Raw genomic sequence first — 14,062 nt, 5'->3', positions numbered from 1 at the left:
ATGACGCTGAGTCAGGATATTCTGGCCGAACTGGCGGAGATCGCCCCCGGTTCCCCGCTCGATCAGGCGCGCGCCGTCCGCGATGCCGCCACCCGTCACGCCCAGGGAAGTTATGAAGTGCTGTTCCGCCAGCAGGACGCTGACTTTCCTCTTGATGAACGCTTCGCGGTGGCCGCGAAGGTGGCAAAACTGCACCAGGCGGACGCGCTGGCGGCGCACTATGCCGGTTTCGGCCTCGCCGATCCGACCACCGATCGTCTGGTCCCGGCGCTGGCCTTTGCCCGCCTGCTCACCTTCACCCCCGTTGAAGCCACTCCCGGCGCGCTGCACACCTTAACCGGCGCGGGCTGGAGCCTGCGGGGCATCGTCACCCTGGCGCAGCTGGTAGCCTTTGTCAGCTTCCAGAGCCGACTGCTGCTGGGCCTGCGGGCGCTCAACCATAAGCCCATCGTCAGCGCAGATACGCCGCTGGTCGCCGGATACTGGCATACCACCCCGTACGCGCAGAGCGGCAAAGCGGCCCCGGTTCGCTTCACCCGCGACGAGCTGCACTGGGAACCCTGGCTGGCCGATAAACCGCTGGCGGAATTCAACGCTGAAGAACAGGCGATTCTGGCCAAATATGGCCATAGCGACTCCCCCTACTTTCGCCTGCTGGCGCGCAACCAGCCGGTGCTGGAGCAGCGGACCCTGACCGATAGGGGCATTTTCTATACCGCGGGAGGATTGCCGCGCGCCGATCGCGAGCTGGCCGCCACGGTCGCCAGTAAAATCAACGGCTGTATCTACTGCGCCTCGGTGCATGCCCGCAAAGCGGCGCAGCTGGCGAAGGACGAGACCGCCGTCGACACGCTGCTGGCGGTGACGCCGGGAGAGGATCTGCGCGACGGGCAATCGCCGCGCTGGCAGGCGGAAATCGACGCCGCCGCCGCGCTATCGGTGACGCCACCCGCGTTAAACGCCGATCATCTGGCGGCGCTTGATGAGCAGGGCTTAGATACTCTGGCCCAGCTGGATCTGCTGCAGTCCGCGGCCTTTTTCGCCTGGGCCAACCGCCTGATGCTGACCCTGGGCGAACCCTGGCGTGAGTAGGCGTCGTTAGTAAGCTTGTCGCCGCTGATGACAGCCATAGATGAGCAAGGCGCTCATCGCCAGAAACGACAGCGCGGCGGCGGGGAGCGCCACGCTGTTCCAGCCAAAGCCCTGGGCGATCATCATTCCGCCGCAGAAGGCGCCGATGGCGCTGCCGAGGTTAAAGGCGATCTGTCCCCCGGCCGCCCCCAGCATCTCGCCGCCTTTGGCGTTCTGCAGCAGTAGGATCTGCAGCGGCGCTGACAGGGCGAATAGTCCCGCGCAGCAGAGAAACGCCAGCGCCAGCGAAGCGACTTTGTGTTCACCGAAGGCAAAGATCAGCAGCAGCGTCACGGCTATGACCCCGTCGGTCATGGCCGCAATGCGCAGCGGGCTGTAGCGCCCGGAAATTTTGCCGCTCAACAGATTGCCGACCACCATTCCCAGCCCCGCCAGCATCATAATCAGCATCATCTTGCTTTCAGCAAAGCCGGAGACGTTGAGCATAAAGGGCTTGATATAGCTGAACCAGGCAAACACGCCGGCGTTACCGAACATGGTGGCGGCGAAAATCAGCCACGGCGCCGGGGAGGCCAGAAAACGGAACTGCTCGCGCAGCCGCGTGCTGGCCCGGTCATAAAGCGTGGGCACCCAGCAGAAGATCGCCAGAAATACCGCCACGTTAAATACCGCGATAAGCGCAAAGGTATAGCGCCAGCTGAAGTGATGCCCAAGCCAGGTGCCACCCGGGACGCCGACCAGGTTAGCGATCGTCATGCCGCCAATCATCCCCGCCACCGCGGCGGTCACCTTCCCCGGGGGCGCGATTTTCGACAGGATAATCGCGCCGACGCCAAAGAACGCCCCGTGGGGAAACCCGGAAACCAGCCGGCCAAGCGCCAGCATGGCGTAGCTACTGGAGAAGGTAAACAGGGTATTGCCGAGAATACACAGGCCAGCCAGGAACAGCATCACCGATTTCAGGGAAAACCGGCTGGAGAGCAGCGCCATGATCGGCGCGCCGATCACCACGCCGAAGGCATACCAGGCAATCATATTGCCGGCGGCGGGAATGGATATTCCGACATCGTGCGCCATATCCGGCAGCACGCCCATAATGCCAAACTCCGCCATGCCAAGTCCAAAGGTGCCCAGCGCCAGTGAAAAAATCGTTTTTTTCATACATCTTATAGGGGTATTGAGAGCCGGCCGGCATTATTTACTATCCCGCCCCGACACACCAGCTAAAAACGCCCGACGGCAGTTTCCTCCATACAACAGCCTGATTCGTTCATGTTCCCCAGCCGCGTGGCATACCGGCGGCGTGGTTTCGTAGAAACAATCCCCTATCAAAATCAGTGAGCTCAAAGAGATAAACACCTCATTGATCTCAAGTTAACTTGAGGTTGTAAAGTCAAAACATCGTTCACCTTGGGAGAATTATCCATGCAAAGTGTTGATGTCGGTTTTACTCATGTCGCCTTTACCGTCCGCTGTCTGGCCAGCAGCATCGATTTTTATACCCGCTATACCGCGATGACCGTCATTCACCAGCGCGAGCCCGACCTCCCCTCGGCGCGGAAAGTGGCATGGCTCAGCGACCGCACCCGGCCTTTCGCCCTGGTGCTGGTGCAAAGTGACGATCCGGCCGATACGCCGCTGGGACCGTTCGGCCATCTCGGCGTCGCCTGCGCCACCCAGGCCGAGATCGATGAGAAAGTGGCCCTCGCACGGCGGGAAGGTGTTTTACGCCGGGAGCCGGAGCAGCTGGGCGATCCGGTGGGCTATTTCGCTTTCTTTGCCGACCCGGACGGTAACACCCTGGAGCTGTCGTGGGGGCAGCGGGTGGGACTGGAAGTCATCCTGGCGGGAAAACCCGGCGAATAATTTTCCACCGCCTCGCCGGGGGAGGATTACACTTCAAAGGGATACCTCGGCAACACGGAGCATGGCGATGGGCAACAAGAAAAGCGGTAATCCGGTCGACACGGCGACAAAAATCGCGCCGCTCGACAACAAAGCGTACGAGAAAGCGCTGCGCAAACTCCACGTTGAGCTGGTGAAACTGCAGCGCTGGGTAGTGCACAAGGGACTGAAAGTGTGCATTGTCTTTGAAGGCCGGGACGGCGCCGGGAAAGGCGGCACCATTAAGGCCATCACCGAGCGCGTCAGCCCGCGTATCTTTCGGGTCGTCGCCTTACCCTCGCCCACCGAGCGCGAAAAAAGCCAGCTCTACTTTCAGCGCTATATCAAGCATCTCCCGGCGGCCGGCGAAATCGTGATTTTCGATCGCAGCTGGTATAACCGCGCCGGCGTCGAACGGGTGATGGGCTTTTGTACGCCGGAGGAGGTGCAGAAGTTCCTCGACGGCGCGCCGATGGTGGAGCGCGGCATGGTCGAATCGGGCATTATTCTGCTCAAGTACTGGCTGGAGGTCTCTCCGCAGGAACAGGAGCGCCGTCTGCGGGATCGCATCGACGACGGGCGTAAAATCTGGAAGCTCTCGCCGATGGACATTAAGTCTTTCAACCGCTGGGATGAATATACCGCTGCCCGCGACGCCATGTTCGCCGCCACCGATACCGCCTGGGCGCCGTGGTTCGTCGCCCGCTCGGAGGATAAAAAGCGCGTGCGTCTGAATATCATCACCCATCTGCTGTCGCAGATCCCCTATGAAGCTTTACCGGTGGAGCCTGTGACGCTGCCGAAGCGCAAAATTGGCAAAATGAAACAGACTAATTTTCCTTTCCGCTTTATTCCGGAGAAGTTTTGATTATTTCCCGTCGCGCTGGTTAATGCCAGCGCCAGGTTTATTACTATAACCATGAATATTTCAGGCTGTTACTTCCCTCTGGAAGCTGTCTCGCAAAATAAATATTAAACTTACTGCTGGTATTTATTTTTTAGTGGGTAAAGTCAATAATCACAGAACCAACCGCAAGGAGCCTATGATGAAAAGTAATACGCTACGTAAAAGACCCACTGACGTACCCGTCCAGAAGGCGTCAGAACAGCCAGGTAAGGATTTACGAGAAGCGGATAAACAGCGACAGCACAAGGAATTCATTGCCGCAATGAATGAATTTATTACAAAAGGAGGCACTCTTACTGATGATGAATTTTTCAGGGTGCTATGATGCTTGAACAATTCAATGTTTATCGAAATTGTTCTGCTCAGACAAATAAAACCCTGCCATATTATATGATCGTGCAGAATGATTATTATACAGACCTGGCCACGAGAGTCATTATTCCTTTAATGCGACCACAACAGTTACCACGCTGGCATCAGCATGCCGTACCAAGGATAAATATAGAATTTGACAGCTTTTTACTTTGTACGCCAATGAGCAGTAACTTAAATAATAAACGGATCCCGCCACAGGATTTCGTCTGCAATCTGAGTCATGCGCGCCAGGGCGTTATCGATTCAATCGATACACTTATCACGAACTGCTGACTGCCGGGAACCCGCTCCGACATCTCCGGAGCGGGTTTCGCGCCGTGAAGGCTTACTTCATCCCTTCACGATTCTCTTTCATCGCCTCCAGGCGTTCGACATCGCGATACCAGCGCGGGTGGTGTTTCTTCGCCCAGCGGCGGCTCACCTTGCCTTCGATCATGCCTTTAATCGACCCCTTCACCCAGAACGCCATATACATATGGATAAGGATGGCGTGGATCAGAATGATGGCCGACGTCGCATGAATCAGCAGGCTATAGCGAATCACCTGCATCGGGAAATATTCCGCGAAATATGGGCGCCAGATAATCACCCCGGTCACCAGCAGCACAAATATCATGCTCATGATGGTCCAGAACATCATCTTCTGCCCGGCGTTATACTTACCGACGCGCGCCACCTTATGCTCGTTGCCTTTCAGCACCTCGACGATGCCTTTCAGCCACGGAATATCCTGTTTATCAGGGATGTTATGGTGGACAAAGCGCACGAACATAAACATCAGCGCGACAAAAATCAGCACCCCAAAGAACGGGTGCAGAATACGCCCCATCTGCGGCGTGCCGAAGGTTTCCGTTAGCCACTGTAGCGTCGGAAAGAAGAACGATATTCCCGACAGCGCCACGAGGAAGAAACAGATAACCACCGTCCAGTGACAGGCGCGATCGATAAACGTTGTGCGCACAATCATCTTCGATTTACTCATCATGCTTCTCCTCGTCGTCGTCAACTTCCTTGTTCGGCCCGATACCGATGTAGTGGTAAATCAGCCCGGCGAAGGTGGCGATAAAGCCCGCCGCCGCCAGCGGTTTCAGCGCCCCCTTCCACAGACTGATACTGGTATCGATCTGCGGTTCCTTCGGCAGCTTGTGATACAGCTCCGGCTGGTCGGCATGATGCAGGACGTACATCACGTGGGTTCCGCCGACGCCCGGCGGGTTGTAAATCCCGGCGTTGGCATAACCGCGTTTTTTAAGCTTAGCCACCCGCTCCTCGGCCACCTCCAGCATCTCTTTCTTCGTACCGAAGTGGATCGCGCCGGTAGGACAGGTTTTCACGCAGGCCGGTTCCTGGCCGACGCTGACCCGATCCACGCACAGGGTGCATTTATAGACCCGGTTATCCTCTTTATTGAGGCGCGGGACGTTAAACGGACACCCCGCAATGCAGTAGCCGCAGCCGATGCAGTTTTCCTGCTGGAAATCGACGATGCCGTTGGCGTACTGAATAATCGCCCCGGCGGATGGGCAGGCCTTCAGGCAGCCCGGCTCTGCGCAGTGCATACAGCCATCCTTGCGGATAAGCCACTCCAGTTTGCCGTTCTGTTCGGTCTCGCTAAAACGCATTACCGTCCAGGATTTGGCGCTGAGATCCGCCGGGTTGTCGTACACCCCGACGCAGTGCCCCACGTCATCGCGGATGTCATTCCACTCGGAACAGGCCACCTGGCAGGCTTTACAGCCCACGCAGGAGGAGACATCGATAAGCTTGGCGACTTCCGCTTTATAGTCCCGCGCGCGCGGCGCGGGGGTGATCGGGTTGGTCGCGGAGCGTTTAATAATGTCTTGGGTTTCCATCGCCATTGAATCGCTCCTTACGCTTTCTCGATGTTGACCAGGAACGCCTTGTATTCCGGCGTTTGCGAGTTGGAATCGCCAACGTTAGGCGTCAGGGTGTTGGCGATGTAGCCTTTACGGGCCACGCCTTCAAAACCCCAGTGCAGCGGGATCCCGACGGTCTCCACCTGCTGGCCGTTGACGTTCAGCGTGCGCAGTCGGCGAGTCACCACGGCAACCGCGCGAATGAAGCCGCGCTTGCTGCTGACTTTCACCCAATCGCCGTTAGCGATGCCTTTGCTTTTCGCCAGCCCTTCGCTGATTTCGACAAACTGTTCCGGCTGCGCGATGGAATTGAGCAACGCATGCTTGGTCCAGGTGTGGAAATGCTCGGTCAGACGATAGGTGGTCCCGACATACGGGAATTTATCCTTCTTACCTAAGCGAATGGCGTCCTCTTCATACAACCGCACCACCGGGCTGGAGACCACTTTCGGGTGCAGCGGGTTAGTGCCAAGCGGGGTTTCCATCGGCTCGTAGTGCTCCGGGAACGGCCCTTCCGCCAGTTTATCGAGCGCAAACAGGCGACCCAACCCCTCCTGCTGCATGATAAACGGCCCGGTGTTGCTCCCTGGCGGCGCGGTATTGAAGTCCGGAATATCATTCCCGACCCACTTGCTGCCGTTCCACTGGATCAGCATCCGCTTCGCATCCCAGGGCTTGCCGTTGATATCGGCCGAAGCGCGGTTGTACAGCACCCGACGATTGAGCGGCCACGCCCAGGCCCATCCCAGCGTATTGCCCAGGCCCGAAGGATCGGCGTTATCACGATTCGCCATCTGGTTACCCTGCTCGGTCCAGCTGCCGGTATAGATCCAGCAAGACGACGCGGTGCTGCCGTCATCGCGCAGCAGCGCGAAGCTATTAAGCAGTTGGCCTTTTTTCGCCAGCAAAGTGCCATTTTGATCGTAGAGATCCGCCAGCGCGTAGCCGTTGTTCTCTTTTGCCACTTCTTCCGATTCCGGATGGTCCGGCTGCTTGTAGCGCCAGCTCATCTTCAGCAGGGGTTCCGCGCCCTTCCCGCCTTCGGTGCGGTACAGTTCGCGCAGGCGATGGTAAATCCCGGCAAGGATTTCGCCATCATTGCGCGCTTCACCTGGGGCATCCTGACCTTTCCAGTGCCACTGCAGCCAACGGCCGGAGTTGGCGATCGAACCGTCCTCTTCGGCAAAGCAGGTCGACGGCAGACGGAAGACTTCGGTCTGAATCGCCGACGGGTCGACATCATTAGACTCGCCGTGGTTCTGCCAGAAGGTCGAGGTTTCGGTCACCAGCGGGTCGATAACCACCATATATTTCAGCTTGCTGAGGCTGCGAACCACTTTGTTTTTATCCGGGAAGGAGGCAACCGGGTTAAAGCCCTGGCAGATATAGCCGGTGACGTTGCCGTTATCCATCATATTGAAGTATTTGATAACGTCGTAAGCCTGGTCCCACTTCGGTAACCACTCAAAGCCCCAGTCGTTCTCTTTTTGCGCCGCCTCGCCGTAGAAGGATTTCATCAGGCTAACGAAGAATTTCGGGTAGTTGCTCCAGTAGTTCACCTGCTCGGGCAGGGTCGCCTTCGGCGTGTTGGCGCTGAGGTAGCTTTGCAGATCGGTCTGTTTGTCCGATGGCAGCGTCAAATAGCCCGGCAGACTGGTCGACAGCAGGCCCAAATCGGTCAGCCCCTGAATATTAGAGTGGCCGCGCAGGGCGTTGACGCCGCCGCCGGCCATCCCCATATTGCCGAGCAGCAGCTGGATCATCGCCATGGTGCGGATGTTCTGCGCGCCGACGGTGTGCTGCGTCCAGCCCAGGGCATACAGGAAGGTGGTGGTGCGGTCCGCGGCGCTGGTTGAGGCCAGCACGTCGCACACTTTAAGGAAGTCCGCTTTCGGCGTACCGCAGATGTTTTCGACCACCTCGGGCGTGTAGCGGGAAACGTGCTGCTTCAGCAGATTCCACACGCAGCGCGGGTGGGTGAGCGTTTCATCGCGTTTGGCGTAGCCGTTTTCATCGAACTGGTAGTTCCAGGACGATTTATCGTACTGGCGTTTTTCCGCATCGTAGCCGCTGAACAGCCCCTCTTCGAAGGCAAAATCATCCCGCACCAGCAGGCTGGCATTGGTGTAATGCTTAACGTACTCGGCATTGATCTTATTGTTTTCGATCAGGTACAGCAGCACGCCCGACAGGAAGGTAATGTCGGTACCGGAACGAATCGGCGCATAGATATCGGCCACCGACGCGGTACGCGTAAAGCGCGGGTCGACGACGATCAGCGTGGCGTCGTTATTGTTTTTCGCCTCCATCGCCCAGCGGAAACCCACCGGATGGGCTTCGGCGGCGTTACCGCCCATCACCACCACGACGTTGGCGTTTTTGATATCCACCCAGTGGTTGGTCATCGCACCGCGACCAAATGTTGGAGCAAGACTTGCTACCGTTGGTCCGTGTCAGACGCGCGCCTGGTTGTCTACCGCCAGCATACCCAGCGATCGCACAAATTTTTGCGTTAGCATGCCGGTCTCATTGCTTGCCGCCGAGGCGCACAGCATGCCGGTGGAAAGCCAGCGGTTAACCGTCACGCCCTGTTCATTCTTTTCAATAAAGTTGGCGTCGCGGTCGGCTTTCATCAGTCGGGCGATGCGGTTAAAGGCTTCATCCCAGGAGATGCGCTGCCATTTATCCGAGCCCGGGGCGCGGTATTGCGGATAACGCAGACGGTTTTCGCTGTGGACATAGTCCAGCAGGCCTGCCCCTTTCGGGCACAGCGCGCCGCGGCTCACCGGATGGTCCGGGTCCCCTTCGATATGGTAGATCGCTTCTTTGGCGTTTTTCGCACCGTCGCCGAGGCTATACATTAATAGCCCGCAGCCCACGGAGCAGTAAGTGCAGGTGTTGCGGATCTCTTTCGCACGCAGCAATTTGAAATTGCGTGCCTGAGCCAGCGCCATTTTAGGGGCAAAGCCCAGGGCGGCGGCGGTAGTTCCGGCCATACCGCCTGCGCAGATCTTAAAGAACTTTCTGCGGCTGACGTCCATTGCATTCCTCCATGCAGGATGTTGATTCATCGCGCGGAGGAAACTAACAGCAAAATCCCGGGAAAATTTGCGTCAAATCAAGGAGGAAAACCTTCGCCCCCTTAATCGCCAGCCCTGGCCATTTTCGCTAATCCCTAAGGGTTAGCAACGGCGGAAAATTTCGCCCCTCACCGATAAAAAGATGATATATATGCCGGCTGCATTTGCGTAACCATCAGGAAAAGCATGGAGAAAAAGAGAGCCACGACCATCGGCTTCGCCGCCATTATCTTATGGAGCACGATGGTCGGATTGATTCGCGGCGTCAGCGAAGGACTGGGAGCGGTCGGCGGCGCGGCGATGATTTACAGCCTTAGCGGCCTGCTGCTGATCTTTACCGTCGGCTTTCCCAACCTGCGCCAGATCCCGCGTCGCTATCTGCTGGCCGGCAGCGTGCTGTTTGTCAGCTATGAAATCTGCCTCGCGCTGTCGCTGGGCTATGCCGCCAGCCGCCAGCAGGCCATTGAGGTGGGGATGGTCAATTACCTGTGGCCCAGCCTGACGATTTTATTCGCCATTCTCTTTAATGGCCAGAAAAGCAGCTGGCTGGTGATCCCCGGCCTGATTCTCGCCCTGCTGGGCGTTGGCTGGGTGTTGGGCGGTGAGCATGGGCTACAGCCCGATGAGATTATCAGTAACGTCATTTCCAGCCCGCTTAGCTATCTGCTGGCCTTTGTCGGGGCGTTTATCTGGGCCGCCTACTGCACGGTGACGGCCAAATATGCCCGCGGTAAAAACGCCATTACGCTGTTCGTCCTGTTAACCGCCCTGACGCTATGGCTGAAATTCCTCGCCAGCGACCAGCCGCCGATGCTGTTTAGCTGGCCGGTGGTCATTAAGCTGATGACGGTCTCCGTGGCGCTGGGGCTGGCCTACGCGGCGTGGAACGTTGGCATCCTGCACGGCAACGTCAGCCTGCTGGCGGCGGCCTCCTACTTCACGCCGGTGCTCTCCTCTGCGCTGGCGGCGATCCTGCTGAGTGCGACCCTGTCGTGGTCCTTCTGGCAGGGGGCCGGGATGGTATGTCTCGGCTCCCTGCTCTGCTGGTACGCCACCCGCCGTTAGCCGAGATCGCCTCCTGCTACCGGCAGCGTCACGCCGGTGATATAGCTGGCCTCATCGCTGGCGAGAAACAGGATCGCATTCGCCTGTTCCGCCAGCGTGCCGTACCGGTGCAGCAGACTGCTCGCCACCGTCTGATCGACGACCTGCTGATACCACGCCTTTTCCTGCTCGCTCGGCTGCTCTTCGTTACGCGGCGTCAGGCGCGGCGGCGCCTCGGTCCCGCCCGGGGCCACGGCGTTAATCCGAATACCGCTGCCGCTGTACTCCATGGCAATCGAGCGGGTCAGCGCGTTAACGCCGCCTTTCGCCGCCGAGTACGGCACCCGATTCACTCCCGCCGTCGCCACCGACGAAATGTTGACGATGCTGCCTTTGCCCTGCTTCAGCATCCATGGCAGCGCCGCGCGGCAGCCCCACAGCGTGGGGAACAGCGAGCGGCGGATCTCTTTCTCAATCTGCTCCGGCTGATATTCGGCAAAGGGGCGCGCCCAGATGGTGCCCCCAACGTTGTTGATCAGCACGTCGATACGGCCAAAATGAGCGACCCCGGCGGCAAACGCCTGCTCGGTACTTTCCCACGCTTCCAGATCCGCCTCCAGCGCCAGCACCAGACAGCCGGATTGCGCCAGCGTCGCCGCCAGCTCATGGACGTATGACGAGCGATCGATGAGCAGCAGAGCCGCGCCTTCTGCAGCCGCCTGCTCCGCCGTCTGGCGGCCAATGCCCTGCGCCGCGCCGGTGATGACGACGACTTTATCGGTAAAACGCATTTTGTCTCCTTATGCCGCCGCGCTCTGACTGGCGATAAATTTCTCATACCAGAACCCCGCCGGGGTGATCCCGCGGTCGCGCAACGCCGTGGCAACCGCGTTAACCATCGGCGGCGGGCCGCAGAGATAGATGTCCACGTCGCCGTTGTTCAGCATCGCGTCGTCGAGATGGTCGGTGACAAAGCCGCGCTGCGGACAAGTGCTGTTTTCATCGGCCACCACCGGTAGCCAACGATACCCCGTCAGCTGTTGAGTAAAGGTATCCAGCGCGTCGGTTTTCACCAGATCGCAGTCACGAGTAACACCGTACAGCAGCATCACCGGACGCTGGCTGCCCTGTGTCTGCAGGGTATGGAGCATGGAGAGCAGCGGCGCCAGGCCGGTACCGCCCGCCAGCATCAGCAGCGGACGTTCGCCGTGGCGCAGATAGAAGCTGCCCATCGGGCCGCTGAGGGTAAGACGATCGCCGGGCCGCGCCCGCTGGGTTAACCACTGGCTCATCATCCCGCCAGGCACGTTACGGATCAGAAAACGCCCTTCGAGGGAGCCCGGTTGCGAGCTAAATGAGTAGGCGCGGACATGAGGCGTACCCGGCACCTGAATGTTGACGTACTGCCCCGGCAGGAAGGCCAGCGGCTCATCGAGGGCGACCACCAGTTCGATGGCGGTATCGGACAGTAAATTCACCTGTCGTACCTGCGCCCCGGTGTTGGTCAGCGCGGTTTTACACTGCGCGGCGGCCACCGGCACATCGATCACGCAGTCGCTGGTCGGGACCATCTGACAGGTCAGCACCTGACGGGCCTGCGCTTCGTCGTCGCTTAACGCCTCGTCGAGATAATCTTCACCCAGGTCGTACTCACCGCTGGCGCAGTGGCATTTGCAGGTACCGCAAACGCCGTCCGAACAGTCCATCGGCAGGTTTACCTTCTGGCGATAGGCCGCATCCAGCACCTTCTCCCCGGCATGGCATTGAATGAATCGCGTAATGCCGTCCTCAAAATTAAGAGCAATATTGAAGGTCATAAGCGCCTCTTAAATGTGGTAAACGTCAATCACCTGACGGATATAGTCGTTATTCAGGCGCACGGTTTTACGGACGATCTGCGGCCTGCCGTCCTGCTCAATTAGCGTGCAGCAGGTAGAGCCAAAATAGGCATCAGTGTGCTGATAGCGATGGCTCCAGGTGACCCAGCTGTAACGCACCTCCAGACCCTCGTCGCTTTCGCCCATCAGCTCAACGTTGCTGATGATATGGGTGGTCCGCGGCTCTGGCGTGCTGGCCCCGGAGCGCTCGGTTTTAATGCGGTAGACGCGATCCTCCAGCCCTTCGCGGTTGGGGTAGTAGATAAGCGAAATCTCTTTTTGCGGGTCGCGGGTCAGCTGGTCATCGTCGCCCCACGCCGGCATCCAGTAGACCACCTGCGGGCTGTAGCAGCTGAGCCATTCGTCCCACTGACGATCGTCCAGCAGACGGGCTTCGTAGTAGAGAAACTGGCGAACCTGTTCGAGGTTAAGCATCAGGCCACCTCCACGCGCTGGGTAATGGACTGGTCGTAACGCTGTTGTTCCTGTTCAATGGCCGCCAGCATCAGCGTCTGCCAGTGGTGGTGATGAGCGATGTACAGCGCTTCGTCCTCCGATTTCACCCCGCTTAACCGCGGCGAAAAGCCAGCATGTTGCGCATGCTCATCCGCGCCATCGACCCAGCGCAGCGCGCCGCGGCTGAGGTCGCTCCATGGCAGATTTTCGCCGAGATAGCCGCGCTGACAGGCGCTGAACTCTTCGAGGTCGTCCGGCGTCCCCATCCCACTGACGTTAAAGAAATCCTCGTACTGGCGGATTCGCAGCGCTCTGGCCTGGTCGGATTCCCCTTTCGGCGCAAAGCACCAGATGGTGACTTCGGTTTTATCCACCGCAATGGGGCGGATTACGCGGATTTGCGTCGAGAACTGATCCATCAGGTAGACATTGGGGTACAGGCACAGGTTGCGGGTTTCGTTGACCATCTGGTCGGCACGGTGTTTGCCAAATTCCGCCTGCAGCCGTTCGCGGTGGGCATAGACCGGGCGCACTTCCGGGTTGAGCGCCCGGGTCCACAACAGCATATGGCCGTTATCAAATCCATAGCCGCCGCCGAGGCTTTTTGACCAACCGTTGACATCCACCGCGTGCGTCCCTTCCGCTTCATAGTTGCGGCGTGACATGGTTGAGGCGTAGTTCCAGTGCACCACGCTGACGTGATAGCCATCGGCGCCGTTTTCCGCGCCCAGTTTCCAGTTGCCCTCATATACATAGCTCGACGAACCCTTAAGTACCTCGAGCCCCTCCGGCGCCTGGTCGACGATCAGGTCGATAATCTTGCAGGTTTCCCCGAGATAGGCCTCCAGCGGCTGCACGTCGTCATTGAGGCTACCGAATAAGAAACCGCGATAGGACTGAAAACGCGGCAACTTTTGCAGGTCGTGGGAGCCGTCTTGTTTAAAGCTCGGCGGATAGCCGCCAGTGCTCTCATCTTTGGCCTTTAATAATTTGCCATTATTGCTGAAGGTCCAGCCGTGGAACGGACAGGTGAAAGAATTTTTATTCCCGGTTTTGCGTCGACATAACATGGCGCCGCGGTGAGCGCAGCTGTTAATTAGCGCGTGCAGCTCATTCTTTTTATCGCGGGTAATAATAACCGGCTGCCGTCCCAGCGTCAGGGTATAATAATCTCCCGGCTCGGCAACCTGGCTTTCATGGGCAAGAAAAACCCAATTTCCTTCGAAGATATGTTTCATTTCAAAATCAAATAACTGCTGGTCGGTAAATATAGAACGATGGCAGCGGTAAATATGATTTTCACGGTCGACAACTAAGGCATTATTGATTTTGTCTTTGAGCGTCGAGAGCGTTTTTTGCATGAGTCGGTCCCTCCTGCAGGATTCAGGATGAAAGAAACAGGGTGAATTCTTCGTTTTCGAGTGCAATATCTGGCCCGGGCAGTAGCGTGCCCGGGGCCGATAATGCCGC

14 protein-coding genes are annotated in these 14,062 nt (G+C 58.3%); 6 read left to right on the top strand and 8 right to left on the bottom strand.

The genetic code is table 11. The annotated features are described in order from the left end of the window. Entirely contained in the window at positions 1–1,092 is a 1,092-nt protein-coding gene (locus KB892_RS11260; protein ID WP_004200042.1) for an alkylhydroperoxidase domain protein, read from the top strand. A 6-nt stretch (positions 1,093–1,098) separates the two neighbouring features. On the opposite strand, the gene araJ is transcribed toward KB892_RS11260, so the two are convergent. Further along, complete coding sequence (gene araJ / locus KB892_RS11255; protein ID WP_004200044.1) at positions 1,099–2,253, bottom strand: MFS transporter AraJ; 1,155 nt, start codon at positions 2,251–2,253, stop codon at positions 1,099–1,101. Positions 2,254–2,517: 264 nt separating this feature from the next. Between araJ and KB892_RS11250 the strand changes: the two genes are divergently transcribed. From KB892_RS11250 to KB892_RS11235, 4 genes are all read left to right on the top strand, one after another. After that, positions 2,518–2,958, top strand: coding sequence for a VOC family protein (locus KB892_RS11250; RefSeq protein WP_002906451.1), 441 nt, complete (start codon positions 2,518–2,520; stop codon positions 2,956–2,958). Between the two features lie 67 nt (positions 2,959–3,025). Then, complete coding sequence (gene ppk2 / locus KB892_RS11245) at positions 3,026–3,844, top strand: polyphosphate kinase 2 (RefSeq protein WP_004200045.1); 819 nt, start codon at positions 3,026–3,028, stop codon at positions 3,842–3,844. Positions 3,845–4,022: 178 nt separating this feature from the next. After that, positions 4,023–4,208, top strand: coding sequence for a hypothetical protein (locus KB892_RS11240; RefSeq protein ID WP_014343108.1), 186 nt, complete (start codon positions 4,023–4,025; stop codon positions 4,206–4,208). Then, positions 4,205–4,531 (top strand): CcdB family protein, encoded by a 327-nt coding sequence (locus KB892_RS11235; protein WP_017896314.1) that lies wholly within the window; start codon positions 4,205–4,207, stop codon positions 4,529–4,531. Before KB892_RS11240 ends, KB892_RS11235 begins: the two co-directional genes overlap by 4 nt. A 52-nt stretch (positions 4,532–4,583) precedes the next feature. On the opposite strand, the gene fdnI is transcribed toward KB892_RS11235, so the two are convergent. From fdnI to fdnG, 3 genes are read right to left on the bottom strand one after another with little or no spacing between them, the layout of a single operon-like run. Continuing rightward, positions 4,584–5,240 carry a formate dehydrogenase-N subunit gamma gene (gene fdnI, locus KB892_RS11230; RefSeq protein ID WP_004175992.1) on the bottom strand — a complete coding sequence of 219 codons (657 nt, stop codon included), beginning with the start codon at positions 5,238–5,240 and terminating at the stop codon, positions 4,584–4,586. Beyond that, entirely contained in the window at positions 5,233–6,117 is an 885-nt protein-coding gene (gene fdxH, locus KB892_RS11225) for a formate dehydrogenase subunit beta (protein WP_004143747.1), read from the bottom strand. The genes fdnI and fdxH overlap by 8 nt, the downstream gene beginning before the upstream one ends. An 11-nt stretch (positions 6,118–6,128) precedes the next feature. After that, positions 6,129–9,176: a formate dehydrogenase-N subunit alpha gene (gene fdnG / locus KB892_RS11220; RefSeq protein ID WP_085956052.1), complete on the bottom strand. Its 3,048-nt coding sequence runs from the start codon at positions 9,174–9,176 to the stop codon at positions 6,129–6,131. Between the two features lie 225 nt (positions 9,177–9,401). Between fdnG and yddG the strand changes: the two genes are divergently transcribed. Continuing rightward, complete coding sequence (gene yddG / locus KB892_RS11215) at positions 9,402–10,280, top strand: aromatic amino acid DMT transporter YddG (protein ID WP_002906464.1); 879 nt, start codon at positions 9,402–9,404, stop codon at positions 10,278–10,280. On the opposite strand, the gene benD is transcribed toward yddG, so the two are convergent. From benD to KB892_RS11195, 4 genes are read right to left on the bottom strand one after another with little or no spacing between them, the layout of a single operon-like run. Beyond that, positions 10,277–11,050 (bottom strand): benzoate diol dehydrogenase BenD, encoded by a 774-nt coding sequence (gene benD / locus KB892_RS11210; RefSeq protein ID WP_004143751.1) that lies wholly within the window; start codon positions 11,048–11,050, stop codon positions 10,277–10,279. The two genes, yddG and benD, sit on opposite strands and share 4 nt — an antisense overlap. A gap of 9 nt (positions 11,051–11,059) precedes the next feature. Continuing rightward, positions 11,060–12,076: a benzoate 1,2-dioxygenase electron transfer component BenC gene (benC, locus tag KB892_RS11205; RefSeq protein ID WP_004200050.1), complete on the bottom strand. Its 1,017-nt coding sequence runs from the start codon at positions 12,074–12,076 to the stop codon at positions 11,060–11,062. Between the two features lie 9 nt (positions 12,077–12,085). After that, positions 12,086–12,571: a benzoate 1,2-dioxygenase small subunit gene (gene benB / locus KB892_RS11200; RefSeq protein ID WP_004200052.1), complete on the bottom strand. Its 486-nt coding sequence runs from the start codon at positions 12,569–12,571 to the stop codon at positions 12,086–12,088. Then, on the bottom strand, positions 12,571–13,953 hold the full coding sequence (locus KB892_RS11195; protein ID WP_004200054.1) for a Rieske 2Fe-2S domain-containing protein: 1,383 nt from the start codon (positions 13,951–13,953) through the stop codon (positions 12,571–12,573). The genes benB and KB892_RS11195 overlap by 1 nt, the downstream gene beginning before the upstream one ends. Positions 13,954–14,062: the final 109 nt, after the last annotated feature.

Origin of the sequence: Klebsiella sp. P1927, from assembly GCF_018204675.1 — a bacterium.
Lineage (GTDB): Bacteria > Pseudomonadota > Gammaproteobacteria > Enterobacterales > Enterobacteriaceae > Klebsiella > Klebsiella pneumoniae.
Note: the sequence above shows the minus strand (reverse complement) of the source record. Positions and strands in the feature narration are given on the sequence as shown.